Source organism: Peribacillus sp. NPDC096622 (assembly GCF_044762665.1).
Lineage (GTDB): Bacteria > Bacillota > Bacilli > Bacillales > DSM-1321 > Peribacillus > Peribacillus frigoritolerans_B.
The window spans coordinates 96,283-121,702 of sequence record NZ_JBIWES010000009.1 but is presented as its reverse complement, the minus strand read 5'-3'; the positions used below and the strand labels follow the sequence as shown (position 1 = coordinate 121,702).

The 25,420-nt window shown below is 41.3% G+C and carries 27 protein-coding genes; 2 read left to right on the top strand and 25 right to left on the bottom strand.

What is annotated here, in order from left to right; all coding sequences use genetic code 11:
- The first annotated feature begins 119 nt into the window (after positions 1-119).
- Positions 120-989 carry a LysR family transcriptional regulator gene (locus ACIQYG_RS16990; protein WP_402840040.1) on the top strand — a complete coding sequence of 290 codons (870 nt, stop codon included), beginning with the start codon at positions 120-122 and terminating at the stop codon, positions 987-989.
- A 180-nt stretch (positions 990-1,169) separates the two neighbouring features.
- Here ACIQYG_RS16990 and ACIQYG_RS16985 read toward each other — a convergent pair whose 3' ends face one another.
- The 22 genes from ACIQYG_RS16985 to ACIQYG_RS16880 all read right to left on the bottom strand — a co-directional run bounded on the left by ACIQYG_RS16985 (position 1,170) and on the right by ACIQYG_RS16880 (position 22,010).
- Positions 1,170-2,735: a solute symporter family protein gene (locus ACIQYG_RS16985; RefSeq protein WP_402840037.1), complete on the bottom strand. Its 1,566-nt coding sequence runs from the start codon at positions 2,733-2,735 to the stop codon at positions 1,170-1,172.
- A 3-nt stretch (positions 2,736-2,738) separates the two neighbouring features.
- The gene (locus tag ACIQYG_RS16980) at positions 2,739-3,077 is read right to left on the bottom strand and encodes a DUF485 domain-containing protein (RefSeq protein ID WP_402840034.1); all 339 of its coding nucleotides are present in this window, start codon (positions 3,075-3,077) and stop codon (positions 2,739-2,741) included.
- A gap of 248 nt (positions 3,078-3,325) precedes the next feature.
- Positions 3,326-3,916, bottom strand: a complete 591-nt coding sequence (locus ACIQYG_RS16975) for a hypothetical protein (protein ID WP_402840264.1) — start codon at positions 3,914-3,916, stop codon at positions 3,326-3,328.
- A 5-nt stretch (positions 3,917-3,921) separates the two neighbouring features.
- A complete protein-coding gene (locus ACIQYG_RS16970) occupies positions 3,922-4,140 on the bottom strand; it encodes an adenylyltransferase/cytidyltransferase family protein (protein ID WP_402840031.1) in 219 nt (72 codons plus the stop codon).
- Positions 4,141-4,382: 242 nt separating this feature from the next.
- Positions 4,383-5,366, bottom strand: coding sequence for a 3,4-dihydroxyphenylacetate 2,3-dioxygenase (gene hpaD / locus ACIQYG_RS16965; RefSeq protein ID WP_402840028.1), 984 nt, complete (start codon positions 5,364-5,366; stop codon positions 4,383-4,385).
- A gap of 31 nt (positions 5,367-5,397) precedes the next feature.
- Positions 5,398-6,912, bottom strand: a complete 1,515-nt coding sequence (gene hpaE, locus ACIQYG_RS16960; protein WP_402840026.1) for a 5-carboxymethyl-2-hydroxymuconate semialdehyde dehydrogenase — start codon at positions 6,910-6,912, stop codon at positions 5,398-5,400.
- A gap of 78 nt (positions 6,913-6,990) precedes the next feature.
- Positions 6,991-7,908, bottom strand: coding sequence for a 2,4-dihydroxyhept-2-ene-1,7-dioic acid aldolase (gene hpaI / locus ACIQYG_RS16955; protein WP_402840023.1), 918 nt, complete (start codon positions 7,906-7,908; stop codon positions 6,991-6,993).
- A gap of 110 nt (positions 7,909-8,018) precedes the next feature.
- Positions 8,019-8,696, bottom strand: coding sequence for a GntR family transcriptional regulator (locus ACIQYG_RS16950; RefSeq protein ID WP_402840020.1), 678 nt, complete (start codon positions 8,694-8,696; stop codon positions 8,019-8,021).
- A 280-nt stretch (positions 8,697-8,976) separates the two neighbouring features.
- Positions 8,977-10,161 (bottom strand): pyridoxal phosphate-dependent aminotransferase, encoded by a 1,185-nt coding sequence (locus ACIQYG_RS16945; RefSeq protein WP_402840018.1) that lies wholly within the window; start codon positions 10,159-10,161, stop codon positions 8,977-8,979.
- Between the two features lie 19 nt (positions 10,162-10,180).
- Positions 10,181-10,657, bottom strand: coding sequence for a cell wall elongation regulator TseB-like domain-containing protein (locus ACIQYG_RS16940; RefSeq protein WP_402840015.1), 477 nt, complete (start codon positions 10,655-10,657; stop codon positions 10,181-10,183).
- 18 nt (positions 10,658-10,675) lie between these two features.
- Positions 10,676-10,846 carry a YpmA family protein gene (locus ACIQYG_RS16935; protein WP_065310840.1) on the bottom strand — a complete coding sequence of 57 codons (171 nt, stop codon included), beginning with the start codon at positions 10,844-10,846 and terminating at the stop codon, positions 10,676-10,678.
- Between the two features lie 151 nt (positions 10,847-10,997).
- A complete protein-coding gene (gene dinG, locus ACIQYG_RS16930) occupies positions 10,998-13,778 on the bottom strand; it encodes an ATP-dependent DNA helicase DinG (RefSeq protein WP_402840012.1) in 2,781 nt (926 codons plus the stop codon).
- Between the two features lie 160 nt (positions 13,779-13,938).
- Positions 13,939-14,322, bottom strand: coding sequence for an aspartate 1-decarboxylase (panD, locus tag ACIQYG_RS16925; protein ID WP_402840010.1), 384 nt, complete (start codon positions 14,320-14,322; stop codon positions 13,939-13,941).
- Positions 14,323-14,346: 24 nt separating this feature from the next.
- Positions 14,347-15,195 (bottom strand): pantoate--beta-alanine ligase, encoded by an 849-nt coding sequence (panC, locus tag ACIQYG_RS16920; RefSeq protein ID WP_402840007.1) that lies wholly within the window; start codon positions 15,193-15,195, stop codon positions 14,347-14,349.
- Positions 15,192-16,028, bottom strand: coding sequence for a 3-methyl-2-oxobutanoate hydroxymethyltransferase (gene panB, locus ACIQYG_RS16915; RefSeq protein WP_402840004.1), 837 nt, complete (start codon positions 16,026-16,028; stop codon positions 15,192-15,194). Before panB ends, panC begins: the two co-directional genes overlap by 4 nt.
- 342 nt (positions 16,029-16,370) lie before the next feature.
- Positions 16,371-17,351, bottom strand: a complete 981-nt coding sequence (locus ACIQYG_RS16910) for a biotin--[acetyl-CoA-carboxylase] ligase (protein WP_402840001.1) — start codon at positions 17,349-17,351, stop codon at positions 16,371-16,373.
- A complete protein-coding gene (locus ACIQYG_RS16905) occupies positions 17,336-18,520 on the bottom strand; it encodes a CCA tRNA nucleotidyltransferase (RefSeq protein WP_402839999.1) in 1,185 nt (394 codons plus the stop codon). The genes ACIQYG_RS16910 and ACIQYG_RS16905 overlap by 16 nt, the downstream gene beginning before the upstream one ends.
- 13 nt (positions 18,521-18,533) lie before the next feature.
- Positions 18,534-19,673 carry an N-acetyl-alpha-D-glucosaminyl L-malate synthase BshA gene (gene bshA, locus ACIQYG_RS16900; protein WP_402839997.1) on the bottom strand — a complete coding sequence of 380 codons (1,140 nt, stop codon included), beginning with the start codon at positions 19,671-19,673 and terminating at the stop codon, positions 18,534-18,536.
- Between the two features lie 4 nt (positions 19,674-19,677).
- Entirely contained in the window at positions 19,678-20,391 is a 714-nt protein-coding gene (bshB1, locus tag ACIQYG_RS16895; protein ID WP_402839994.1) for a bacillithiol biosynthesis deacetylase BshB1, read from the bottom strand.
- A complete protein-coding gene (locus ACIQYG_RS16890; protein ID WP_402839991.1) occupies positions 20,375-20,800 on the bottom strand; it encodes a methylglyoxal synthase in 426 nt (141 codons plus the stop codon). Before ACIQYG_RS16890 ends, bshB1 begins: the two co-directional genes overlap by 17 nt.
- A gap of 18 nt (positions 20,801-20,818) precedes the next feature.
- On the bottom strand, positions 20,819-21,619 hold the full coding sequence (dapB, locus tag ACIQYG_RS16885; protein WP_268564143.1) for a 4-hydroxy-tetrahydrodipicolinate reductase: 801 nt from the start codon (positions 21,617-21,619) through the stop codon (positions 20,819-20,821).
- Positions 21,612-22,010: a nucleotide pyrophosphohydrolase gene (locus tag ACIQYG_RS16880; RefSeq protein ID WP_402839988.1), complete on the bottom strand. Its 399-nt coding sequence runs from the start codon at positions 22,008-22,010 to the stop codon at positions 21,612-21,614. Before ACIQYG_RS16880 ends, dapB begins: the two co-directional genes overlap by 8 nt.
- Before the next feature lie 129 nt (positions 22,011-22,139).
- On the opposite strand from ACIQYG_RS16880, the gene ACIQYG_RS16875 reads away from it, so the two are divergent.
- Positions 22,140-23,012: a YitT family protein gene (locus ACIQYG_RS16875; protein ID WP_402839985.1), complete on the top strand. Its 873-nt coding sequence runs from the start codon at positions 22,140-22,142 to the stop codon at positions 23,010-23,012.
- A gap of 138 nt (positions 23,013-23,150) precedes the next feature.
- Here ACIQYG_RS16875 and ACIQYG_RS16870 read toward each other — a convergent pair whose 3' ends face one another.
- The 3 genes from ACIQYG_RS16870 to lhaT all read right to left on the bottom strand — a co-directional run bounded on the left by ACIQYG_RS16870 (position 23,151) and on the right by lhaT (position 25,412).
- Complete coding sequence (locus ACIQYG_RS16870; RefSeq protein WP_207440386.1) at positions 23,151-23,825, bottom strand: zinc metallopeptidase; 675 nt, start codon at positions 23,823-23,825, stop codon at positions 23,151-23,153.
- 85 nt (positions 23,826-23,910) lie between these two features.
- The gene (gene ypjB, locus ACIQYG_RS16865; protein WP_402839980.1) at positions 23,911-24,696 is read right to left on the bottom strand and encodes a sporulation protein YpjB; all 786 of its coding nucleotides are present in this window, start codon (positions 24,694-24,696) and stop codon (positions 23,911-23,913) included.
- 119 nt (positions 24,697-24,815) lie between these two features.
- Complete coding sequence (gene lhaT / locus ACIQYG_RS16860) at positions 24,816-25,412, bottom strand: lipoprotein heptaprenylglyceryl N-acetyltransferase LhaT (RefSeq protein WP_402839977.1); 597 nt, start codon at positions 25,410-25,412, stop codon at positions 24,816-24,818.
- Positions 25,413-25,420: the final 8 nt, after the last annotated feature.

The following is a 25,420-nucleotide window of genomic DNA, read 5'->3' as shown; positions in this document are numbered from 1 at the left end:
TAATAAATTCCAAATATTGAATTAATTCCTATAACAAAATATACCATGTGTTATGATATATATATAATACTTAAAAAATTCAATATGTATATGTTAATCATATGTATGAGGTGTATATAATGGACATCCGGCAGTTAAAATATTTTGTGACGATCGTACAGGAAGAACAAGTAACCAAAGCCGCAAAAAAATTACATATGGCGCAACCGCCTCTTAGCCAGCAACTTAAATTAATGGAAATGGAAATCGGTGAAAAACTTTTCGATCGGAATGGAAAGAAACTTGAACTCACTGAAACTGGCAAGGTCCTTTATAAAAAAGCTGAAGCCCTATTAAACCAGTTTGAAGAATCACTACTGGAAGTGAAGGAAGTCAGTAAAGGGGTAAAGGGCACTCTTTCCATAGGGTCAGTAAAAACTTGCTTTTCTTACATTCCGCAAAGGATAAGGACCTTTAGAGATAAATACCCTGACATACGTTTCAAGTTAATGGAAGGTGATACGTTCCGTTTGACAGAAGGCTTAATAAACAGGGAAATCGAGTTGGCCATTGTACGGCTTCCTATTAACGGTAAGGAATTCTCATCGATTAACCTTCCGCCGGAAGATTTTGTGCTTGTCACCCCAAAAGATTGGGATATCCCAGACTCCATCGAATTCAAACAAATTAAAGAATATCCCCTCTTATTGCTGCATAGGGTAAGCGGTCAAGGTACTTACGAACTTATAGTGGATGAATGCTTCAGACATGGATTCGAACCTACGATTGTATGTGAATGTCCTGATGCTGCAATGATCTTATCTTTAGTGAAGGAAGGAATAGGCGCTACCATCATGCCACGTACCACATCCAAATCGTTTTCAACCCAGGGGATAAAAATAGTCGAATTGATAGATTGTGAAGTACAATCGGAAGCCGCTCTTATTTGGCTCGAAGAACGCTACCTTTCCAAAGGAGCCGTCAAATTCCTGGAAACATTTTCTGAATGAATGGCCAGTTATCCTTGAATATTAGTGCATCAGTACTTCTTTTAATTTTATTTGGTACTTGTTGGAATCTCCTTATCCATTGAAAAGAAAAAAGCAACTCATCAGGAGATGGCTGCTTTTTCAAATCCATTCACAAGTGCGATGACCCGCGCTTTATTTATAGGCATGCTTTTACATCATTCAATGTCGCAAAACACCCTTAACATCATGACCGGTATTGGACTTTACCAGGATTTCATTATAATTATCTTTTGTAACCGTTTTCAAACCAGCCCTGCGATTACCGATCAGGGCACCTAAATAGCATGCGAGGAATCCAATCGGAATGGAAATGATTCCTGGTGAATTCAAAGGGAAAATTGGGTCACCTGTCATAATGGTGACTCCGGGAACCGGGTTCCAGACATTTGGACTTAGGGCCACTAGCAAAAGTGTACCAAAAAGACCTGTCATCATGCCGACTATTGCTCCGGTTTTATTGAATTTTTTCCAATAGATCGTAAGGAGGATTACTGGCAAATTCGAACTGGCGGCCAATGTAAAGGCAATCGATGCCAGAAACGCTACATTGAATTCCTGAAGACCTAATGATAAAACAATCGCAAGTGCTGTCACACCAATGGAAGCCCATCTAGCCATCGTCATTTGCTGTTTTTCCGTCGCTTTTCCATCTTTTAATATTTCATTATAAAAATCATGTGAAAATGCCGTAGCACCTGTTAAAACGATTCCCGCAACTACTGCGAGTATCGTTGCGAAGGAAACGGCCGCAATAAATGCGAATAAGATATCCCCGCCCACAAGTTGTGCCAATAAAGGTGCAGCCATGTTACCCGCTGGATTAGCGGCCATGATATTCGATGTTCCAACCAACTTCGCAGCACCAAATCCGAGAAAAATGACCATGATATGAAAAGCACCCATAATCCACATCACCCAAACAACCGACTTTCTTGCCACTCGTGCATTCGGGACAGTCAAAAAACGTATTAAAATGTGAGGTAGACCTGCCGTTCCCAGAATCAGGCCCAGTGACAAGGAAGCTGCATCCCACCCACTGGCATACTTAATACCTGCCTTCAGGTAATCTGTACCCATGGGTGTTGCTGTTTTCATTTCCGTGAAAATTCCGATGAAACTAAAATTCAGCTTCCACATGACGATCATGAATAATATAAACACACCGCCTATCAGCAGGATGGCTTTAATGATCTGCACCCAGCTCGTCGCCGTCATCCCCCCAAATAGAACAAATACCAACATTACAATACCTACGATGATGACAGAGGTATTATACGGGATGTCTAAAAGCAATTTAAATAAAGCACCTGCTGCAACAAGTTGCCCCAGCATGTACATGACTGATATCACCAGGGTATTAAAAGCGGTCACTCCCCTGACCTGTTTATATTTGAACCTGGTAGTCACCATATCGGCCAATGTGTATTTCCCTAAGTTCCTTAATGGTTCAGCCACTAGGAATAGCACGACAAGAAATGAAACAAGTGCTCCATACATCAGGAAAAATCCATCATACCCCGTTAAGGAAAATGCCCCAATCAACCCTAAAAACGTGGAAGCCGACATAAAGTCCCCGGCCAATGCAAGTCCATTTTGCCTAGCGGTCAACCCGCCTCCAGCCGTATAAAAAGAGCCTGCCGTTTTAGTTTTTTTGGAAGCGAAATACGTGATGAAAAGTGTACCTATCGACATTAGCGTAAAGAGAATAATAACTGTCCAATTCATGATTCAAAGCCCTTCTTTCTCGATGATTTCTTTTATCTGTTCATCGATTCTTTCTGATTTCCGTACATATACGCTGCAAACCCATACAGACATAACCGTAATGGAGACACCGTACACCCACGCCCATGTTATGTCCCCAATGAAAGGGCGATCCAGGATATCTGTGTAAAAAACCAGGAAAGGCAAAAGCATGGAATATCCCATAAAGAAAATCGTAAAAGGGATGACGAATTTCTTTTTATCGGAAAGCATATTCTGAAACTCTTTGGAGGCAACAATTTTTTCATAATCCACTAGATTAGTTTGTTCCGATTCTTCAAGTTTTTTTTCCAACCGAACCATCTCTTCGCACCTCTTCTGATATTTATTTTTCCAAGGACGGTACCTGTATTATAGAGCCTCTCCAATGTCAGCCGCTTTCTTCCATGGCACATATCCCCCCGGCCTCCCAAAATCCCAACAAACTATTCTGCACAAAGAGGGTCTAAAACCAATTACTAAGCTTTCCGTACTCCTTTTGTATAACTGATGACACTTACAAATAGGGCAGCAGTAAGCTCCCACTGCTGCCCTGTCCCTGACCATATCTTTTATAATGCTTGCACCTTCGCTATAGACTTGGCTCGCATATCCTTCATCTGTTTTGACTTCTTTATACTTTCACTTTTCCATTTGATATGAATCTTCTTTCCTTTCAAAGGAAGAGATTCATTGAAATGCAGATGCCAACTCCCTTGAAATGATCCGTCCATTATTTGATGGGCAATTCCCTCATGAACATTTCCTTCGGTTTGGATTTCGATTAAATACACGCCGGGCGGGGGTGTCAGGAATGCTTCCGATAATGTAACGATGACGTGTTGACTATCCTTGGAGTTGATTATCCCTTGACTTTCAAAATATGAGCCAAGGTATGCCGGGATATATGCAAACCGACCTTCCGCAATCAAGTTTCTAAGCTTGGTGGAACTAACTTTTTCATAATCAATTTCAAATTTCTTCATTTCCGTCACTTCAAAAAATCGCTTACCTTCGATTTTCAACGTTTCCATATTCCCTTCCCCTTTATGCCCATAGCGGAAATCGAATCCAGCCACGGCATGTTTGCATTTAAATCCACATAGATAATCCTCGATAAAGCCTGAAGGTGAAAGATGGGCAAATGCGGAATCGAAGTTCACGACTATCAAGGTTTCTCACCTAAATCCTGCATTATTTTTGCTTTTTGCTCTAAAGGAGTAATGTATGTTTGGGGCGTTTGATCGTTTCCAATGATTTGCTTTGGATGTGGAAAAAAAGTCATGACTGCCAATTTCAAATCTTGCTGAATGGCAATCCTTTTGGCTAGATTTATCAATTCTTGATGGCCTAGATGAACTCCGTCGAAAAATCCAAGAGCCAGCACACACGGTTCTGCTTGTATATATACTGGAAAGTGGGTGCTGAACATGAATGATAGCCAAATTCATCTTCCTTCCTTTGCTTCTTGAAAGCTTCCATTATAAACTCAGTAAACGGAACTTCCATAATCCAGCATTCTTCCATCAACTATTCACCAGTTGTACTGGCGCCCTATCGAAAAGACCATGAGAATCGATGTATTTTTTGCCGAAACGTTCGCTCATTCATCCTAAACCCCACTTCTTTTTAGATGATGAATTCTGGCTTGCTTTTTGCCAGGATCGGTTCTTTAAGCGGGACTTCTTCTCCTGATATTATATCAAGTACAGAAGATGCCTCATCAAACCATGAATCCGGAGCTTTGGCTCCCCAGAATGTCTGGCGTCTTGGATCATTCAAATCCCAATGAATCGGTTCGGTATCCGGGTCAGATGTTAAGTAGTCCCCATTGTATAATTCGATCCTGTGACCGTCCGGGTCTCTTAAATATAGGAAGAATGCATTGGATAGGCCATGCCTTCCTGGTCCGCGTTCGATGGACTCTGCATATCCAAGTGATGCCAGTACATCACAGGCATGGATAAGTGCAAGCGGGTCAGGCAGAAAGAAGCCTACATGATGAAGTCTTGGGCCGATACCGTTCATGAATGCCTGGTCATGGACCGTTTGCTTTCTATGTAGCCACGTTGCCCATAATTTGCCCGACTCATCCACTGTATCTTCCGAGCAGGCAAAACCTAATTCTTTCACATAAAAATCGGAGGCTTTTTGCACATTTGGTACACAACAATTCACATGATCGATTCTTTGGACCCTCGAACCCCTATGCATATCGAATCGTTGCAGCAATCTCTCGGCTTTATCCATTTTGTAAAAAAACTCCACTGGCAATCCTGAAATATCCTGAACTCGCAGCGACTTGCCCAGTGCATGCTGTGTTCCTTCCTGCATCCACTTCATTTTCATTCCCTTGGACAGGAAGAAAGATTCCAACCCTTCAAGGTCTTCCTCTTTTTCAACCTTGTATCCTATTGCTTCAACGCTTGGCTTTTCTGCCTTTTGCAAAATAAGCGAATGATGATGCGCTTCCTCTAAACCACGTAAATATATGTGATCATTCGTTCTTTCCGTTTCAATAAAACCTAAAGCATCCACATAAAAGGCTCTTGATTTATCTAAATCTGTTACATTAAGTATCGTTCTCGCAACACGAATAATAGAAAAATTCATAGTATTCTCCCCTTCTTTAATGAAACCCGGATTATTTTTCAGCAGAAGAAACGGCATTTTGTTTTACGTATCCAAATTTTGGAATATGATGTTCTCCAATTGCCACGTGGATGACTTGTGTTTCCGTATAGAATTCAAAGCTATAATGGCCACCTTCACGTCCTACCCCACTATATTTCGATCCTCCAAATGGAATCCTCAAATCCCTAACATTTTGGGAATTCACCCAGACCATCCCACTATCGACAGCTTGAGCAAACCTATGTCCACGTTTCATATCATTGGTCCATACATAAGCAGCTAGCCCATACTTTACATCATTGGCCATTCTGAGCACTTCCTCTTCAGCCTTGAAAGGAATGACCGCCATGACGGGACCAAAAATCTCTTCTTGTGCCACCGTCATATCATTTGTACAGTTTAAGAGAAGCGTCGGGGCAATATAATTCCCTTGCTTGAACGCACTTGGGATGGCACCGCTTACAATCTCTGCCCCTTCATCTTTTGCTATATCCAGATAACGGGAGACATTATTATAATGGTTACGATGGATCAGCGGTCCGATTTCCGTGTCTGGATCCATTGGGTTTCCAATTTTGATATTATGAACACGTTCCTTCAATTCTGCAACGAACTGGTCTATTATCGATTCATGGACAAATAATCTGGAATTGGCTGTGCAGCGCTCCCCATTGAATGAATAAATTCCCCATACCACTGAATCCAGGGCCTTTTCTAAATCGGCATCTTCAAAAATGACCGCTGGTGATTTACCTCCAAGTTCCATGGAAAAGCGTTTCATTGTATCTGCACCATTTTTAATGATTTCAGCACCGGTTGTCGTTTCTCCGGTAAAAGATATCAATTGGACTTCAGGGTGGGCAACCAAGGACGCCCCTGCTGTCTCCCCAAAGCCATGAACGATATTGAATACACCTTTTGGCAGACCGGATTGATCGATGATTTGTGCTAATTTATTGGCAGTCAATGGAGACCACTCCGCCGGTTTAAGGACACATGTATTACCTGTAGCCAGGGCCGGGGCGATCTTCCATGTTTCTAACATGAAAGGCGCATTCCAAGGAGTGATTAATCCTGCCACCCCTATCGGTTTATGAATTGTATAATTGATGAAAGTGTCATCCACTTGATATGACTCTCCTATTAACCTGCTTTTCACCATTTCAGAATAAAAACGGAAATTCTCCGCTCCCCTTGCCGCTTGTTTTTTTGTCTGGCTAATCGGCAACCCTGTATCAAGTGATTCCAAAAAGGAAATTTCTTCGGCATTTTCTTCAATTAAATCAGCAATCCTATTAATGTACTTCAATCTTTCTTCCACTTTCATCGTTCTCCATGGGCCATTATCGAATGCAGCTCTTGCAGCAGCGACCGCTTGATCAATATCCTCTTTAAACCCTTCTGCCACATTATTGATTGCTTGATTATTAAAAGGGCTAAGATTTTCAAATGTTTTTCCTGAGATACCATCGACAAATTGACCATTGATGTAATGCTTCACATCTTGCACGGGAAAAGTTTGCATGATAAATCCTCCTTTAAAAATTAATTCGGGAAGATGACAATAATCGTTTGGATTTGCGCAATCTTCCCAATCTAGCAATTATGACTGGATTTTTTGGTCAATCAACCCGTATGATTGAAGGGTTTCACGCAGTTCTTTTTCCAATGGTTCCGAAGGAGGTCCCATAGGCGGCCTTAATGCGGGATTGATTTTCCCCATCATACCCATCGCAGCTTTTAATGGTCCTGGATTGGTTTCTTTAAACAAAACATCATTCAATGGCATTAATTTGTAATGGAGGTCAAGTGCCTTATCCACATCACCCTCCACCCAATGGTTATAAATTTCCGCCACTTCTTTAGGAGTGATATTAGCAGTAGCACTTATATGTCCTGCCCCTCCAATAGCCAACATTGGATAGCATAATAATTCAATGCCCGAATATAAGAGAAAATCCCTTCCGCAATTCAATAAGACACGGTTCACATGTTCGAAATCTTTATTTGATTCTTTTACACCAATAATATTTTCACAATCTTCAGCAAGACGTGCCAATGTCTTCACTTCTAAATTCGTCGCCGTTCTACCGGGAATGTTATAAACGATCAGCGGGATATCAACAGCATCGGCGACCGTTTTAAAATGATTGTAAAGTGCCTGTTGATTCGGTTTATTGTAATAAGGAACGATGACCAGAGCAGCATCCGCGCCCATTTCCTGTGCCCTTTTTGTCAAATGTAACGTTTCTTTCTGATTGGCAGATCCCGTGCCTGGTGCAACTGGAACACGGGCTTTTGCTGCTTTTATTGCCGTTTCCATCACTAATTCCCGTTCCTCAATCGTTAGTGAACTCGGCTCGCCGGTTGTCCCGCATACCGAGATTCCATGGGAACCGCTTTCAATATGCCAGTTTACTAGATTTTCTATAGCCTTTACATCTACTTCCATCTTGTCATCAAACGGAGTGATAACGGGAGCGATGGATCCTCTTAAACGACTTTTGATTTCCTCGTACATTTTTTCTACCACCTTTTTTATTATTTGAATATTCCGAATAATTTAAGTGAAAAAATCGGCTTTGCTTTTATCAATAATCGATCGACTATTATAAAACAAAGCCTGGGTCATCAAAGTGCCTGATCTTGATTAGTTTCCGCCCTCTGCTTGAAAGTGCTGATGGCATTCAGTTTATGCTTTCTCACCAATGATTCAATTTCTTCAAAAGATGCTTTTTCCTTTAGAAGCTTTATGATGCTTTCATGTTCGCGAATCGATTGGACTGCGCGTTGCGGCACCATGGTGAACATGGACTTTCTGACTCTATTCATTCTTTGTTGCGCCTGTTTAATTTCCTCCTTTAAAAAGGAATTTCCGCACTTTTCATAAATTTCCGCATGGAAACTTTCGTTTAATTTACCAAACAGCTCTAATTCAAAGTTATGGAGGGCTTTTTCCATTTCTTTGTTTAAATTAATTAGATTTTCAAAATCATGATCATTCATCGTTAAAGAACTGAGGGCAGCTGCATATCCTTCAAGCAAAGATAAAACAGAAAGAGTTTCAATGTATTCGCTCTCATTTATGCTTGTAACCACCGCTCCACTATAAGGCTTATATTGAATAAGGCCGTCAGATTCCAGTTGCCTGATCGCTTCCCTGACAGGAATCGGACTTAAACTAAGTTCTTTTGCCGTTTGATCGATAATGATCCGCTGTCCAGAACCATATGTTCCATCCAAAATTAATTTACGAAGGTGCTCATAAGCTATTTGCTTTTTGCTGGGGTTTTTGTTTTTCTCTTCCATATTTTCATCATATATGAAATCATATATGATTGCAATCGATTTTTATTAAAAATCATATATGATTTTTCTTCACAAGCTTGTTTTGCATATATTAATGTTCTATTCCTCTGAATAGGCTTAATGTAACAAATAATACGGTAGTCTACCTTTCCTTTACAATTGTGAAGTGAGCTAAAATTCTTGTCGCGCCTTCTTCCCGAAGTACCATATCGAAATATAATCCAACTAAAAAAAACCTGCAGACCCTGATGTAGCCAGGCAGTCTGCAGGTTATAAAAAATTAGGCCATTTTTGATTTAACGAATGAATGTATTCTTTCAACGGCTGCTTCCAGCAACTCCAGTGAAGTTGCATAAGAGAGTCTGATATTATCAGGTGCACCAAACCCTGAACCTGGAATAACGGCCACTTGAGCTTCTTCAAGCAACGCAGTCGTAAAATCTTCGACATTGCTGTACCCTGTTAATTCAACTGCATGTTTAACGTTCGGGAATAAATAAAATGCCCCTTGTGGTTTAATGCAGCTAACGCCTGGAATTTCAACCAATTTATCATATATCTTATTCAATCGGCCTTCAAATGCCTGACGCATTTCCTCAACAGGCTCCTGCGTACCTTCATAAGCGGCAATCGCACCATATTGAGCGGTTGTGGTTGGGTTGGATGTGCTATGGCTGGCAAGGTTCGTCATTGCTTTAATGATGGACTCTTCACCGACTGCATAACCAATTCTCCAGCCAGTCATCGAATGCGATTTAGAAACACCATTGATGATGATCGTTTGCTTTTTCAATTCAGGTGAAATCTCTGCAATGGATGTATGTTTAGCATTTCCATAAACCAATTTTTCGTAAATTTCGTCGGAAACGATCAAGATATCATGAGCCAGGCAAACTTCCCCGATAGCTGCCAATTCTTCCCTGGAATAAAGCATGCCCGTTGGATTGCTTGGAGAGTTGATGATAACCGCTTTCGTTTTTTCGGTAATTGCCTGTTCTAATTGTTCTTTAGTGATTTTATATTGATTTTCTTCCGTACCGACTACATAAACCGGCTTTCCGTCAGCAAGTTTGATTTGCTCAGGATAGCTCACCCAATATGGAATCGGAACAATGACTTCATCTTCCTCATCCAGGATAGCTTGAAACAATGTGTAAAGCGCGTGCTTTGCACCTGAGCCAACCAAAATTTCAGACGGTTTGTATTCCAAGCCTTGATCACGTTTCAATTTAGCCGCTATTGCTTCTTTTAGCTTCGGCAGACCAGCTGATGGCGTATATTTAGTTTGACCTTCATTCATGGATAAAAGTGCTGCATCTATGATATGTTTGGGAGTATTATAGTCTGGTTCACCAGCACCCAAACCAATTATATCTAAACCTTGTGCCTTAAGTTCCTTTGCTTTTGCCGTAATGGCCAATGTTGTTGATGGCGTTAATGACTGAACGCGGTTCGCTAATTTCATTTTAAATTAATCCTCCATTCTAAATGCTTCGATAATACTTTAGCCATTCCCCAGTTTTAAAATCATAATAGTCATAGTTAAAACGCTCGGATTCATCAAGATACGTTACTTCCCAGAGCGGAACGTTCTTTTCCATGCCTAGCTTAACCGAAATGATTTTTTGGGGATTAAGCTTTTCATTGACAATGTTCAAGATCTCTTTTTTTGATTTACCATCTTTATAGTTTTCCACTACTATTTCTTTCTTCTTGTCCTCAGGAAGCCAGACTACTTTTTTAGTCCCTTTTTCCCCCTTACCAATGATGACGGAGTATGAATCCTGCCCATTATAAAGGTAGAATTCTTCCATTGTCACAAGGCCGCCTTCTTCCTTTGCCTTTTTAAAAGCCTCATTACCAGCCTCTTTTTTAGGCTGCAACGCTTTAATGTATGCCCCGCTGACAAATCCGATAAAACAAAGGACTAGGATAGAAGCAATAATCAACCATTTTTTCAAAGCTGCTTTTCCTTCTTTCTATGTACGATAAATTGTAAATATCGCTTTTTCTTGATCTTGGGAATCCAATGCAAGACCGAACATTAAGTCATCTTTTTTCAATGTTCGATTCAAAGAATCCACAATCTTATACAGATCAGGAGAATGTTGCAACCTGACTGTTGAAATTACTTCGATTTTACTTTCCATGAAAACGCCCCTCCATTTTAATAAATTGTCAACAACCACTGGTATGAATAGGATTTGAAGGCTTTACCACCTATCACATTATACCAGTTCAAAGATTATTTTTCTTTATAAATTCATAAAAATTCCTGGATTAATGAATAATCAAGATTCTTTAAATCCACTCTTCTATCATTTCAGCCATTTCTGATATTGAGGCTTGGTGCCAGTCCACTTCCGGAATGGCCTTTTGAAATTCAGGTCCATATTTGGCTGTGATGATACGGCGATCAAGTATAACCAAAATCCCTTTATCTTCTGGAGTGCGTATAAGCCTGCCGAAACCTTGGCGGAACCTTAATAGGGCTTCAGGTAAAGAATACGCAGAGAATGGATTGCGCCCTTGCTTCTCGAGAAGTTGGCATTTTGCAGCTGTCACTGGTTCATCCGGTGGCGAAAAAGGCAGCCTGACAATGATTAAACAAGATAAATCCTCGCCTGGGATATCGACGCCCTCCCATAGGCTGGTTGTCCCAAACAGGACCGCTTTCTCGAAATTTTGGAAATTCCTGAGCAGCCTCATCCGGCTTCCGCCAGAAATCCCTTGTGCAAACAGGGTGAACTCATCCAGAACGCCGCTGTCTTTGACGGAATGATAGGTTGCCCGCAGCATTTCATGCGAGGTGAATAATACCATCATTCTCCCTTTCGCTGCCTGAGCGGCAGCAATAATATGGTTTGCCGCGGTTTCGGAAAATTCCTCCACCGATAAACAATTGATATCTGGTAAATCATTTGGAACCAGTACTTTTACGAGTTCCTTATAAGGAAAGGGTGATGGAAAACTTGCTGTCTGCATTGGCTCATTCTCTAAACCAAGTTGCTCTTTAAAATACTTAAAAGAATCCTTCACCACAAGGGTTGCCGATGTCATGACCACACTTTTTTGGCGCCCGAAATAGGAATCCCATAGCCGTTTACTGCCTGAAATCGGCTGAACCGTCAAAGTCACCCCATGCTGAGGTGCCGCATTCGTATAATCAAGCCAATAAATATTTTCATCATGGGGCTTGATGAAAAACTCATGCAAGGAGTCCCTGGTATCCTGTAAATGTCCAAGCAGCACCTCGATATCATTCAAGTGAAATAATGAATTTTTCCCTAAGGGGGACTCATCATCCAATAAAAGAGCCAATCTTTTCTCTAACTCCGTGATGATGTATCCTAATAAATCCACCAATCGCTCAGCGACAAGAATCGCTTTACTCCATCTTCCATCATCTATTTTAAATGAAAGCCGTTTTGGACTCATGGAACGTGAAAGTTTTTCCGCCTGATTGGAAATGTAATAAAAAAGCTGTTCGAATTCATACGAAAAATCACTAAGCTTTTGATCTAATTCATGCGAAGACTTCCCATTCGTCAGTCCGTTATTTAAGAGCATCCTGTCCAATTTATATAATAATTGCTTTTGATCTGATGTCCCTAGTCTGTTCAAAACCGTCTTCACCGAAATGTAATTAAGCCTGCTCCCAAGCTGTTTTGATACAGCCTGTTCCAAATGGTGTGCTTCATCGAGAACTAAATACCCTTCTTTTGGAATCAAGGCGTCTTCTGTAAGCAGATCCGTCATTAAAAATGAATGGTTAGTAATGATGATATCCGCCTTTGCAGCTGTTCTTTTTGCCCTTTCAAAAAAATCCAATTCAAGCCAGGGCTGTTTTAAACCGGCGTATGTAAGACCATCACTTTGAAGCCTATTCCAAAATAGCTGACCGCCGCTTGTAAGATTCAATTCATCTTTATCACCTGTTACGGTTTCAGTAAGCCAAACCAATATCTGCATTTTCGTTAAGGCCGTTTCATAATTATCTTCCTTCTCACGCAAAGCCCTTTCGAACTTTGCCAAGCTCAAATAATTGCTTCTCCCCTTCAGTAAAACAGCTTGAAAGGTAAAAGGAAGGATTTTCTTAAGCTTAGGAACCTCATTTTGAAGAAGTTGATCCTGTAGCTGAAGCGTATATGTCGAAACGACGACAGGAGTTTGATGTTTTTTTGCAAAATAAACGGCCGGAAGCAGATAACCTATGGATTTTCCAATACCTGTTCCAGCTTCAATGATTGCATCCTGGCTGGTTTCGAAGGAATTGTGAATCATGTTCATCATATCAAGTTGTCCGCTTCTTGCTTCAAATGAAGGGAATGCATTTTGAAGCATGGCTATTTTTTCCTCATCATCGAGCGGGAAATTCGACTCCGTGTCTTTATGATCACCTTCGTCCTCGGCCTTTTTAAACGCAAGGCCCCTATAAGTAATTAGATCAGATGAATGGACTTCTGCTTTAGCAAGTTTGCTTGCAATGCAAGCATCTATTAATTCGGAAACCTCACTTTGTAAGGAATAAGATAATCGATGTAACTGTTTAAGTGTCATGACTGGAAGATTCATCAGCTTTTTTTTCAATTCCAACAATAATAACGCGGTGGCATATGCATCACTATCCGCTTGATGAGGCCTGGAATGATCTAGGTTTTCTTCTTTAGCCAGCTGGTGCAGCTTATATCCATCGGATGTTGGTTTTAATATTTTCGCCAACTCCACTGTATCAAGGGTGGAACCATAAAACGGCTCAAACCCGCATCGTACTAGTTCTTCCTGTAAAAAAGATAAATCAAATAAAACATTATGGGCAACAAAACAAGCCCCTTCAATAAGCCGGGCAATATTTTCTGCAACATCTTCAAAGTCAGGTGCATTTTTTACCGTCTCGTTGCTTATTCCGGTCAATTCTTCAATAAACAAGGAAATTTCCTGTCCAGGATGGATGAATGTAGAGTATTCATCCACAATTTGGTCATTTTCAATGACCACTCCAGCAAATTGAATAATCCTATCTCCTTTTTTCGGAGAATTCCCTGTTGTTTCCAAATCAACCACTACATATCGTTGCATCATGAATTGTACACCTCAAACTTCGCTTTCTCCACTTCCTGATGGAATTCTCTTATCTTTTTTATACCATAATAATCGTAATAAAGGAAACAAGCCGTACATCAATAGACGAAAAGGGCCGGCACAATTATGCATGATTCATGCACATGTGCCGGCCCTCCGCTTACATGATTGTAGCTGCAGGTTCGTTTGAAATCAGATCAATGATTTTGTTGTTTTCATCCATGATTGCAACTTTTGGTTTATGATCTCCCAGTTTATCCTCAGAAACCATCACATAAGAAATGATTATCACGACATCATCCGGCTGCACCAGTCTAGCTGCCGCTCCATTCAAACACACGACACCGCTACCCCGTTCACCTGCAATCACATACGTTTCAAGCCGTGCACCATTATTATTATTAACGATGGCGACTTTTTCATTAGGCAGAATACCCACCGCATCAATTATATCCTCATCAATCGTAATGCTGCCTACATAATTCAAATTAGCTTCAGTTACACGTGCACGGTGGATTTTTCCATTCATCATCGTTCGAAACATCTCAATTCCCCCTGATCTTATGAATTATTCTACATATAAGGTGATATTATCAATTAGTCTTGCATGCTTGAACTTTACAGCCATTGCAATGATGATGTTTCCTGCCAGCGATTCAAGTGGTTTAAGTTCCGGGTATTGATAGACTTCAATATAGTCGATCACTCCACTTGTGTGGGCAGTAATATGTTCACTCACTAGAGCCGTGACGGTTGCTGTATTTCTTTCACCTGATTCCACCGCCTCTTTGGCCTTTAATAAACTTTGGTACAGCTCTTTAGCCTCCATGCGTTCTTGATCTGATAGGTTCACATTTCGCGAGCTCTTCGCTAACCCATCTTCTTCGCGTACGGTATCTACAGCAACAAGCTGGATGGGGAAATTGAAGTCTTTGATCAGTCCATCTATCACGGCGACTTGCTGGGCATCCTTCTTACCAAAGTAAGCTCTATCAGGGAGGATGATATTGAAGAATTTCGTTAAGACAGTCGCTACACCATCAAAGTGTCCAGGCCTTTGTCTCCCGCATAAAACATCCGTCCTGCTTTGGACAACAACTTTCACAGATGGTTCTTCACCGTACATTTCATGGACTGTTGGATAGAAGAGATAATCCACTCCGCCATTGGCTGCGACATTTTCATCCCGTTCCAAATCCCGCGGATATGTTTCAAAATCCTCATTAGGTCCAAATTGCATCGGATTCACAAAAATACTCAATACCACAATATCATTTTCTTTGCGGGCCTTTTCCAAGAGGGTTGCATGCCCCTCATGCAAAAACCCCATTGTCGCTACATAGCCAATGCTTTTGTGATTGTTTTTTTCCTCTCTAAGTGCCAATTGCAAATCAGCTGCAGATGTAAAAGTTTTCATCTTTTCCCTCCGTAAAGTTCAGAAAGCTGCTCATCCTTCATCGTGAATGTATGTTCTTCCGAAGGAAAATCTTTAGATTTCACTTCATTCACAAAGCTTGTAATCGATTGGCCAATCAGTTCATTTGCATCTCCATAAACCTTTACGAATTTCGCAAGCCGGTCTACCCCATACTTGATGACATCATGGTAAACGAGGACTTGACCATCCGTTTCTGCGCCTGCCCCAATTCCAATGGTTGGAATTTCGAGGTTCCGTGTAACGAGTTCCCCCACTTGATATGGAACACATTCAAAAACTACTAGCATCGCCCCCGCCTCTTGACATTTTTTCGCATCTTCCAATAGCTGTGCTGCACTTTCAGCATCTTTTCCTTGCACTTTATATCCGCCCAGGACGCCGACGGATTGAGGAGTCAAACCAAGATGGGCAACAACCGGGATGCCCGCCTTGGTCAATGCTGATATTTTTTCAACAACATCATCCGCACCCTCGAGCTTCACGGCATCCGCATGACCTTCCTGCATGATCCGGGCTGCATTCTTGAGTGTTTCATCCATAGATAGGTGATAACTCATAAAGGGCATATCCGTCACGACAAATGTGTTTGGTGCCCCGCGTTTTACTGCCTTTGTATGATGGATCATGTCATTCACTGTAACTGGAATCGTTGAGTCATATCCCAATACGACCATTCCTAAAGAATCACCGACTAAAATCATATCTACACCTGATTGTTCGGCTAATTTTGCTGAAGGGTAATCATAAGCCGTCAGCATGACAATCTTCTCTTGATTTTGTTTCATTTTCAAAAAATCTCCGGACAATTTCATTACGTTTCCTCCTTTTGATGGAGGAGATGAAAACATCAGCGAAAACTGGTGTCTATACATTCATGCGCAAAAAAAGGACTGACTAAAAAAGTATCTGTTTAGCTACGAAAAATGGCATGAACAGCCACAATTCGATCAATAAACAGCACTTAACTTTTTAGTCAATCCCTTTGTTTCATCAGAAGTTTCATCCCTCCGTCCCCGTCCAGTTCTCTGGATCAAGGCAGATTTTCAAATGATTTGGTATTTATGGGGGTGCAGTTCACATGAGATACTGCCCACTTGCATTATATCAAGCCAAATAGATAATTTCTATTTAATTTTCACGAATGTGACAAAAATCTACTGAATTTCAATATCTGCAGAATATATCGAATGTATGGTTCCTTTTTCGTCTTCAAGCAGTAAAACGCCTGAATCCGTTATACCCAATGCTTTTCCAACAATCGTGGCATTAACGGTATTGGCTTTGATTACCTGTCCAAGACTGATCGCATAACTCTCCCATAAATCCTTTATAGGCATGAACCCTTGATCTAAATAGAGTTCGTACAGATTTTCCAGACGAAACAATGCTCGTTGAATGACTTTGGACCTTGAAACCGTCCCTCCACTTTCTATGAGAAGGGAAGAAGCTTTTTCCTGCAGTTCTACAGGAAAATCCTCCAATTGCTGATTGATATTCATTCCAATTCCGATAATGACAGAATGGATTCTATCTGACTCCGCCTGCATCTCCGTCAGGATGCCCACCACTTTCTTGCGGTTCACCAAAATATCATTCGGCCACTTTATTTGTGGCTTTAAATCAGTGGTATCCTCTATAGCCTGAGCCACAGCGACCGCTGCCAATAATGTAAGTTGCGGAGCCTCATGAATCGGGATTTTCGGTCTTAGGATGAGACTCATCCATATGCCGCTGAACTTTGGGGAATGCCAAGATCTCATTAGCCTTCCTTTTCCGGATACCTGCTCCTCGGCAACGACGAGGGTTCCCTCCTGAACTCCTTCATTTGCCAGTTGATGCGCAATTTTTTGAGTGGATTCTACAGTTTCCTGATAATGGATCATCTTGCCGATCGTTTTTGTTTCCAAGCCAAGTTGTATTTCGCTTTCGGAGACTTTTTCAGGCGCTGATATGATTCTGTAGCCTTTTTTCCTTACGGCTTCTACACTATAACCTTCACTGCGCAGGTCTTCTATATGCTTCCAGACAGCTGTGCGCGAACAGCCAATGTATTCAGCAATTTCCTGACCGGATATAAACGCACCATCCGCTTTTGAAAGAGCTTCCATCAGCTTTGATCTTAACTCAGATTGCATTTCACCAGCCACCTCTTTATTTCTTCTTTATCATTTCTTAATTCTTCATTCAAGACAGCATTCAATATTTTTTCCAAGTATTCTTTGACCCATGGACCTGGCTTTTCTTGATGCCAACTCAATAAATCCGTCCCCGTAACGGCAAGATCCGACATTTGCTTTATAATAAGTTCATTGTAGCGTTGGTGTGCATTCTCTTCAGCATCCGATACATTACCGCCAGTCAGTGCAGCCCTGACTTTAGCAGCTTGAACCGTTACGCCATGACCTGCCTGAAATACATCGATGGCTGATGGTTCTTTTTTCTTCACCATCTGTATTGTACGTTGAACGTTTCTAATGGTTTTCAATGGCAGCTTCCATGCTCTCAAAGCCTCTTCCATTTCTTGATCCTTTGTGTGAACCATTATGATAGACCATATTTCAGCCGCTTTCAGCTGCTGAAGCGGCACGTTCAGTAAGTCCATTAGATGACTTTTTTTATTTGAGAATAGAGGCAGGTATTGATATAATCCGCTTTCCAGCAAGAGTGAGAAAGCCTTTATCTTATTGGAGCCTGCCGCTAGCTTCTCAAATTCAACCAGGATTCTTTCGACAGCGATTTCACTGATGTTCTGGGCGTTCTCTTTAAGGGAATCAAAGGTTTCTTGATCCAGTTCAAAATCAAGTTGACTGACGAACCTTAAAGCACGCATCATTCTCAATGCATCCTCATGAAACCTTTCATGCGGGTTACCGACCGTGATAATCCTTTTTTGTGCCAAATCGCGCCTACCATTAAATGGATCGATGATCTTTCCGGTCCTATCCATTGCTATTGCATTCATGGTAAAATCTCTTCTTTGCAAATCCTCAGTCAAAGAACGGACAAATTTTACGGCATCGGGTCTGCGAAAGTCCGAATACCCGCTTTCCGTTCTAAACGTCGTAATTTCATATGTACCCGTATCCGTAATGACAAGCACTGTACCGTGGTCGATTCCGATATCAGCCGTATTAGGAAAAATCCTTTTGATTTCCTGGGGTGTTGCGGAAGTAGCGATGTCCACATCGTTTATGGGCCTGCCAAGGATATAATCCCTTACAGAGCCGCCAACGAAATAAGCCTCGTATCCTGCTTCTTCAATCAATTCCAGAATGGGTACTGATTTCAAGAATAACCGATCCATCAGCATCTCCTCCCTATTCCATGGATTTACCTTCAAGTGCTTGAATGTAGATGGCTTCATACTCTGACATAATAGTATCACTGTGAAATTCAGTATTGGCCCTTTCCAGCGCAGCTTCAGAAAAGCGTTTATGTAAAATCGGGTCGCTTAAAAGGCCAATCGCTTTTTCAGCAACCATTTTGACATCTCCCAATTCACAAATATAACCTGTCTCCCCATCAACGATGACTTCAGGAATTCCCCCGATATTCGTCCCGATACAAGGAACTCCACATGCCATCGCCTCGAGCAGCACAAGCCCGAAGCTCTCTTTTTCCGATAACAAGAATATCAAATCACTGATTGAATATAATTCGGCAAGGTTATCCTGCTTACCAAGGAACAAGACCGAATCATCGATTCCAAGATCTTTAGCCAATTTCAATACGGTTGTCACTTCCGGCCCGTCTCCTACGAGCAGAAGCTTTGCAGGCATTTTCTTTTGAGTTAAATAAAACGCCTGGATGACGTCTTTCACCCGCTTGACCGAACGGAAATTCGAAACATGTATGATCACTTTTTCATCTTCCCTGATTCCGTATTCATCTTTAAGGTAATCGGAATTGGATTTATGGTATTCTCTTTCATCAATAAAATTATAAACGGTTTTGATTTCCTTATCCGGCGCGATTAATTCGTGCGTTTGCTGGACAAGGGAATTAGATACTCCTGTAACGACATCTGATTGCTCAATGCCGAATTTAATCAAATTGGTCAATGAGGGATCATGGCCCAATACGGTTATATCCGTACCATGCAGTGTGGTTACGATCTTCACTTCATTACCTGACATCTGCTTTGCAAGGATCGCACAAACTGCATGTGGAATTGCATAATGAACGTGGAGGATATCTAATTTCTCCCGTTTTACTACATCCGCCATCTTGCTCGCAAGCGCCAGGTCATATGGTGGATATTGAAAGACTGAATATGAGTTCACCTCAACCTGGTGATAAAAAATATTACAGTACATCTTATTCAAGCGAAAAGGGATGCTCGAAGAAATGAAATGTATTTCATGTCCTTTTTCTGCAAGCATCTTACCTAATTCAGTTGCTACGACACCAGAACCCCCAACTGTAGGGTAACAGGTAATTCCAATTTTTAATTTCATAAGATTATTTTTCTCCTAACAAGTCGGCATCGATCAGTAACGGTTTTTTTGTCTTGAATCCCTCCGCAAAGGCGACTCCCACTTCTTTGCCGAACATCCGCTCCCGTGCCTCTACAGTCTCGATATAGCCATTAACTAACGGTGTTTCTACAGATACTTGACTTTTTTCGAATTGGCTGCCATATGCCCTAAGGCTATCCAGCTTTTTCGATATTGTAGAAGTGATGTCCACGACGAAGTCCGGTTTGTGAAACCCATTGATCATATAATAGTACATATTTTGGACACGATGAGAATCCAGGCCTTCTTCTTCCATATACTTTCTTACTCCTGCCGAAAAAACTGCTTCCTCGACTAACTTGGCACAGTTACCATGATCGGGATGGCGATCTTCCAAAAATGGTGCAAATACAAGTGCAGGTTTATATTGGCGAATGACCGTAATGATTTGATTTATGTATTCCGCCTTCATGTATAGTCCCCTGTCGGGTAGACCAAGGGAAATCCTCTTCACCCCAAGGATTTCAGCAGCCTTATCCGCTTCCTCTTGCCGCAATGGAACGGTTCCATTGGATGACATTTCAGCTTTTGTCAAATCACAAATGACAATTTCCCTTCCTTGTTGTACATATTTAGCGATCGTGCCACCCATACCGATTTCAACATCATCCGCATGTGCCCCGAAAGCCAGGATATCTATGTTACTTTTGTTTATCATTTATCTCACCTTGTTTTTGCCGTAGTTTTAGCCAGTCCATATACCCATGTTTCAAACCTTGTATCAGCACTTCTGCAGTGCCCATATTTGTTGCCAAGGGAATTTCATATACATCTGATAGGCGTATAAGCGCCGATACATCAGGTTCATGTGGCTGTGCTGTCAAAGGATCGCGGAAAAATAGGACCATGTCCATTTCTCCGCGTGCAATCATTGCACCTATTTCCTGATCACCGCCAAGAGGTCCTGAATGAAAACGATGGACTGGCAGTGATACTTCTTCGATGATTCGTTTCCCAGTCGTACCTGTTGCAAATAATTCATGCTGCTCAAATACATCTTTATAGGCTGTCACAAATTGAATGATATCTTCCTTTTTCATATCATGGGCAATTAAGGCAATTTTCATCGTAAATCCTCCTGATCCCTATTCAATAATATTTTCCAAGCCGTATACAAGAACATCCAATTTCATGACGGTATCGACAGCAAGTTTGACTCCTGACATGAAGGAAGCTCGATTAAAGGAATCATGCCGAACCGTCAATAGCTCTCCATCACTTCCGAAAAGCACTTGTTGATGGGCAACGAGTCCCGGTAGCCGGACACTGTGGATATGCATGCCATCTATATTTGCACCTCTTGCCCCCTGGATCGTTTCTTTTTCATTGGGGTGCCCTTGTTGTTTTGTTTCACGTACCGCTGCAATCATGTCTGCCGTTTTGGAAGCAGTTCCAGAAGGTGCATCCAGCTTTTGATCATGGTGCATTTCTATGATTTCCACATCCGGGAAATACTTTGCGGCCATTTGGGAAAACTTCATCATCAAAATGGCTCCAATTGCAAAGTTTGGCGCGATGATGCAACCAATGCCCTTTTCTTTTGTCAATGAATCCAGCTTGGCTAAATCTTCCTTTGTAAAACCAGTCGTTCCCACTACAGGGCGGATACCATGATTTAGTGCCGTTTCGGTATGGAACATGCCCACTTCCGGTGTTGTCAAATCGATCAATACGTCTGCCTCTACGGAAGAAAAGCATTCATTTATATCAGAAAAAACAGGTGCTTCAATACCGTGAAAACCTTCTATTGCGGAAAGGCTTTCCCCGTTATGCTTGCGATCTATGACAGCTGCCAATTCAAACCCTTCTGTCCTGTGTACAAGCTTCACCGCTTCATTTCCCATTCTGCCACGTGGACCTGCTACAATCACTTTCACTTTACTCATCTTTACCTTCCTCCTCCATTTTCTCTTCTTTTCTTGTCCATCTATCTTTATCGCGGGTTGTAAACTTTTCCATGACCAAATCATGCGCGTTTTGAAGGTCAATACCTAAAGAATTGGCAAAACAAATCAACACAAAAAGCATGTCCCCCAATTCCGCTTCAATGGTATTCTCTTCCTCCGTTGCCTTCTTTGGTTTTTCACCATGGTAATGATTGACTTCCCTAGCCAATTCCCCAAGTTCTTCAGACATGCGGGCGAGCATGGCCAGAGGGCTGAAATATCCTTCTTTAAATTGTCCTATGTATTGGTCGACTTCCGCTTGCATTTGTTGGATCGTCTTTTGCTTTTCCATATGAGTCACCCATTCTTGATTTTCGTTTTCAAACATCATACCTTCTCCATGTTAGCTAAAAGTGAAACAGATGACAACAGATACGTTCGCGAATCAAAATTGCCCATAGTTGGTTAATTAGTTATAATAAGTAAATTAATGCTATGCAAACCGTTGGAGGTATGGGACATGCTTTTGGGCTTAAAATTAAAAAATATCATATTCATCCTTTTTGGGGCTGGAATATTCGCATTTGGCCTCGTGCATTTTAATATGCAGAACAACTTGGCCGAAGGCGGATTCACCGGTCTTACCTTGATTATATATCAACTTATCGGGATAAATCCTTCTTATTCTAATTTGATTTTGAATATTCCCTTATTTTTAATAGGGTGGAAATATTTAGGTCGTACATCTTTCTTATATACGATCATCGGAACGGTTGGCCTCTCCGTTTGGCTATGGGTTTTCGAGAGATATGAAATTGAAATCGATCTCGGTAACGATTTGATGCTTGTGGCATTGTTTGCCGGGGTCTCGGTTGGTGTCGGGCTGGGCATCATTTTTCGTTACGGCGGTACAACAGGCGGAGTGGATATCATTGCGCGTTTTGCCCATCGTTACTTAGGGATGGGCATGGGACGGACCATGTTCATATTTGATGCCGTCGTCATTGGCCTATCCATCCTTACCTACCTGGATTACCGGGAAGCGATGTACACCCTCGTTGCCGTTTTTATAGGTGCCAGAGTGATCGACTTTATGCAAGAAGGAGCCTATGCTGCTAGAGGTGCAATGATCATTAGTGATAAAAACAAGGAAATTGCTGAAAAAATCATGAATGATATGGAACGGGGCGTAACTGTATTAAGGGGATATGGGTCATTTACACGCAATGACCGCGAAGTCCTCTATTGTGTTGTTGGGAAAAATGAGTTAGTCCGCTTAAAAAATGCCATAACTTCTGTGGACCCTCATGCATTTGTATCAGTAAGTGAAGTTCATGACGTATTGGGTGAGGGCTTTACCCTTGATGAGAACAAGAATCCCATTGAAAGGTAATCCATTGATTTGTGGCATACCGATGGAATGCAATCCTTATGAATGTTGCCCTGTCTAACTGAATTTTATTAGCGATGTGCAACAAATACCCTTAAAAATGAAAAAAGGACCCCATCCAAGATGGTGTCCTTTTTCAAATTAATCTTCTTCCCTCATTCCTGTATACATGAGCAGAAGACGAACTAATTCCAGTACGGCTACAAGAGCGGCAGCAACATAAGTCATCGCAGCGGCACTTAATACTTTTTTCGTTTCCCGTTCTTCATCATTCCGGATGACCCCAGCGGAAACGAGTTGATCCATCGCCCGAGAAGAGGCATTGAATTCAACCGGCAGGGTTATCACTTGGAACAATACAGCGGCTGCCATAAATACGATACCCGCCAATAGCAACCCAGGAAGTGAAGCTAACATCCCGATTAAAATCAAAATCCAAGATATGTTAGAGCCAAAATTAGCTACCGGTACTAATGCATGTCGGAAACGCAAGAATGCATAGGCTTCTTTATCTTGAATCGCATGTCCAACTTCATGGGCTGCAACCGCTACACCGGCAACTGAATGGCCGTGATAGTTATCCGTTGATAAACGCACCGTTTTATCCCTTGGGTCATAATGGTCCGAGAGCATTCCAGGTGTCTCTTCGACCCTGACATTGAACAGTCCATTTTGATCTAAAATGGCCCGAGCAGTCTCAGCACCACTCATACCGGAAGAGGCCGATACCTTTGAATATTTTTTATACGTGCTTTTCACTTTCATTTGTGCATAAATCGGGATTAAAATGATAATCGCCAAATAAATGAAATACATGGTATCCTCCTATAACTAGTATTACCCTTAATTCTATGGATTGAAGGCAACCGTGTCAAATATAGTGTTCTCTTCCCCTGTCTTTTTAATCATTATGTTCTTTCCTTGGTTTTTCCCTATCACCTTTATATTTTCTCCAGCCTACATAAGAAAGCGTCATGATGATGATTGAGCCTGTCGATATGATGACCCACCAAAGGGAAGGGTCTGCATCATCTTCCCCCATATCATCAAAAATGGAGGTTAGTTCGTTTTGCAACGCATCCAGTTCCTTTTGACTATCCCCATCACTGATTACCTCCGGACGGTATTGGTTGATGTATTGAATCCTCGTGTCCAGTTGTTGCATCGTTTCTTTGGAAAGGTCGACTTTCAAGCTTGGATATATCATTTCATATTGTGATAGGAATAAGTTCAATTGGCTGTTGAAGGTAATTGTGTCTTGGTTGATCGCGGCATTCTTTGTCTGCTGGAAAGAATTCATCATTTGATCCTCCATCTCTGTCCAAAGGGGCTGATGGGTAGACTTGACCGCATCAACAACAAGCCGGAACTTTGTAACAGAATTAACCTTTTCGGAATCACCCTTGTTCATATCCTTTATTGTCATCAACGCCTCATTATGAGCTACGGTGATAATTCGAAGTTCGTCCATGTCAAGGATCTGCTCTTTCGCTGTCTCTTTTAAAAACCGGTCAGAAAAAAACGTCAGCATCTTTTCCGAATCTCCATATCGCTTCAACTTGGTCATTTCCAAGGCTCTATCGGAAATGTTATCTAATTGCTCCAAACTTGAAGAGGATTCTGCATAGACAGGGAAATGTAAGACGACAAATAAAACAGCAATGGTTAATATGAATTTTTTTAACATGCTACTCGTCCCTCCTCATATCTCTACTAAAACGATATGAAAGAAAAAACATGAGTAGACCTCGTTCAACATAAAAAAGTTAACCCTGCTTTTACAAAGCTGTATTTAGAGTTAACTTTTTAATAGATGATGGATAGGGTGATTCGCTTTTTTCTATATCCAAAATACCAGCCGACAAAAATGGATAGTATACTGAGCCAAAAAGTGAAATAACCTATCGAATTCATATATACCAATAAATCACGATAAATTGGCATCATTTCAAAAACATAATCGATTATGTCATTATGTATGGTCCAAATACCTGCCACTATCAAATGCCAAGGTTTTATTCGATAAAATGGTGCATATAATACCCCTTGTATCGCCATCCCCAAATGAGAAGCCATTAACATATAACCTTCCCATGGCAATGAGCCAGTTGTCACGAAGGTCATAAAATTCATTACAACCGCCCATATTCCATATTTGAATAGTGTTATAATCGCCAACGCTTCCATAAGTCCGAAATTCCTTTTTAACAGGAACCCCAATAAAACAAATACAAAGAACAGGCTAGCTGTCGGGCTGTCCGGTACAAATGCCAAAAAAATCGCCGGAGTGTTTTCCAATTGACTGCCGTACCAATAATATCCATAGGCAGTACCGAATATATTTATTAATAATAACAAAGCTAGCATTTGCCGATTTGCAAGCCAACTGTAAATAACATTCATTCTTTTAC

Bases quoted from the DNA above. Each gene is read 5' to 3' on its own strand.
- panD (WP_402840010.1), bottom strand. From the start codon at position 14,322: ATGTTTCGAACGATGATGAATGGAAAAATCCACCGTGCACGTGTAACT.
- hpaE (WP_402840026.1), bottom strand. From the start codon at position 6,912: ATGCAAACTTTTCCCGTGCAAGATGTGAAGCATTACATCAATGGTCAA.
- ACIQYG_RS16990 (WP_402840040.1), top strand. From the start codon at position 120: ATGGACATCCGGCAGTTAAAATATTTTGTGACGATCGTACAGGAAGAA.
- ACIQYG_RS16935 (WP_065310840.1), bottom strand. From the start codon at position 10,846: ATGGAAAGTAAAATCGAAGTAATTTCAACAGTCAGGTTGCAACATTCT.
- ACIQYG_RS16880 (WP_402839988.1), bottom strand. From the start codon at position 22,010: ATGATGTTTGAAAACGAAAATCAAGAATGGGTGACTCATATGGAAAAG.
- panB (WP_402840004.1), bottom strand. From the start codon at position 16,028: ATGAAATTGTCCGGAGATTTTTTGAAAATGAAACAAAATCAAGAGAAG.
- bshB1 (WP_402839994.1), bottom strand. From the start codon at position 20,391: ATGATAAACAAAAGTAACATAGATATCCTGGCTTTCGGGGCACATGCG.
- dinG (WP_402840012.1), bottom strand. From the start codon at position 13,778: ATGATGCAACGATATGTAGTGGTTGATTTGGAAACAACAGGGAATTCT.
- lhaT (WP_402839977.1), bottom strand. From the start codon at position 25,412: ATGAATGTTATTTACAGTTGGCTTGCAAATCGGCAAATGCTAGCTTTG.
- ACIQYG_RS16985 (WP_402840037.1), bottom strand. From the start codon at position 2,735: ATGAATTGGACAGTTATTATTCTCTTTACGCTAATGTCGATAGGTACA.
- ACIQYG_RS16870 (WP_207440386.1), bottom strand. From the start codon at position 23,825: ATGTATTTCATTTATTTGGCGATTATCATTTTAATCCCGATTTATGCA.
- ACIQYG_RS16875 (WP_402839985.1), top strand. From the start codon at position 22,140: ATGCTTTTGGGCTTAAAATTAAAAAATATCATATTCATCCTTTTTGGG.
- ACIQYG_RS16980 (WP_402840034.1), bottom strand. From the start codon at position 3,077: ATGGTTCGGTTGGAAAAAAAACTTGAAGAATCGGAACAAACTAATCTA.
- ypjB (WP_402839980.1), bottom strand. From the start codon at position 24,696: ATGTTAAAAAAATTCATATTAACCATTGCTGTTTTATTTGTCGTCTTA.
- bshA (WP_402839997.1), bottom strand. From the start codon at position 19,673: ATGAAATTAAAAATTGGAATTACCTGTTACCCTACAGTTGGGGGTTCT.
- ACIQYG_RS16945 (WP_402840018.1), bottom strand. From the start codon at position 10,161: ATGAAATTAGCGAACCGCGTTCAGTCATTAACGCCATCAACAACATTG.
- dapB (WP_268564143.1), bottom strand. From the start codon at position 21,619: ATGAGTAAAGTGAAAGTGATTGTAGCAGGTCCACGTGGCAGAATGGGA.
- ACIQYG_RS16910 (WP_402840001.1), bottom strand. From the start codon at position 17,351: ATGCAATCTGAGTTAAGATCAAAGCTGATGGAAGCTCTTTCAAAAGCG.
- ACIQYG_RS16905 (WP_402839999.1), bottom strand. From the start codon at position 18,520: ATGGATCGGTTATTCTTGAAATCAGTACCCATTCTGGAATTGATTGAA.
- ACIQYG_RS16890 (WP_402839991.1), bottom strand. From the start codon at position 20,800: ATGAAAATTGCCTTAATTGCCCATGATATGAAAAAGGAAGATATCATT.
- hpaD (WP_402840028.1), bottom strand. From the start codon at position 5,366: ATGAATTTTTCTATTATTCGTGTTGCGAGAACGATACTTAATGTAACA.
- ACIQYG_RS16950 (WP_402840020.1), bottom strand. From the start codon at position 8,696: ATGGAAGAGAAAAACAAAAACCCCAGCAAAAAGCAAATAGCTTATGAG.
- panC (WP_402840007.1), bottom strand. From the start codon at position 15,195: ATGAAAACTTTTACATCTGCAGCTGATTTGCAATTGGCACTTAGAGAG.
- hpaI (WP_402840023.1), bottom strand. From the start codon at position 7,908: ATGTACGAGGAAATCAAAAGTCGTTTAAGAGGATCCATCGCTCCCGTT.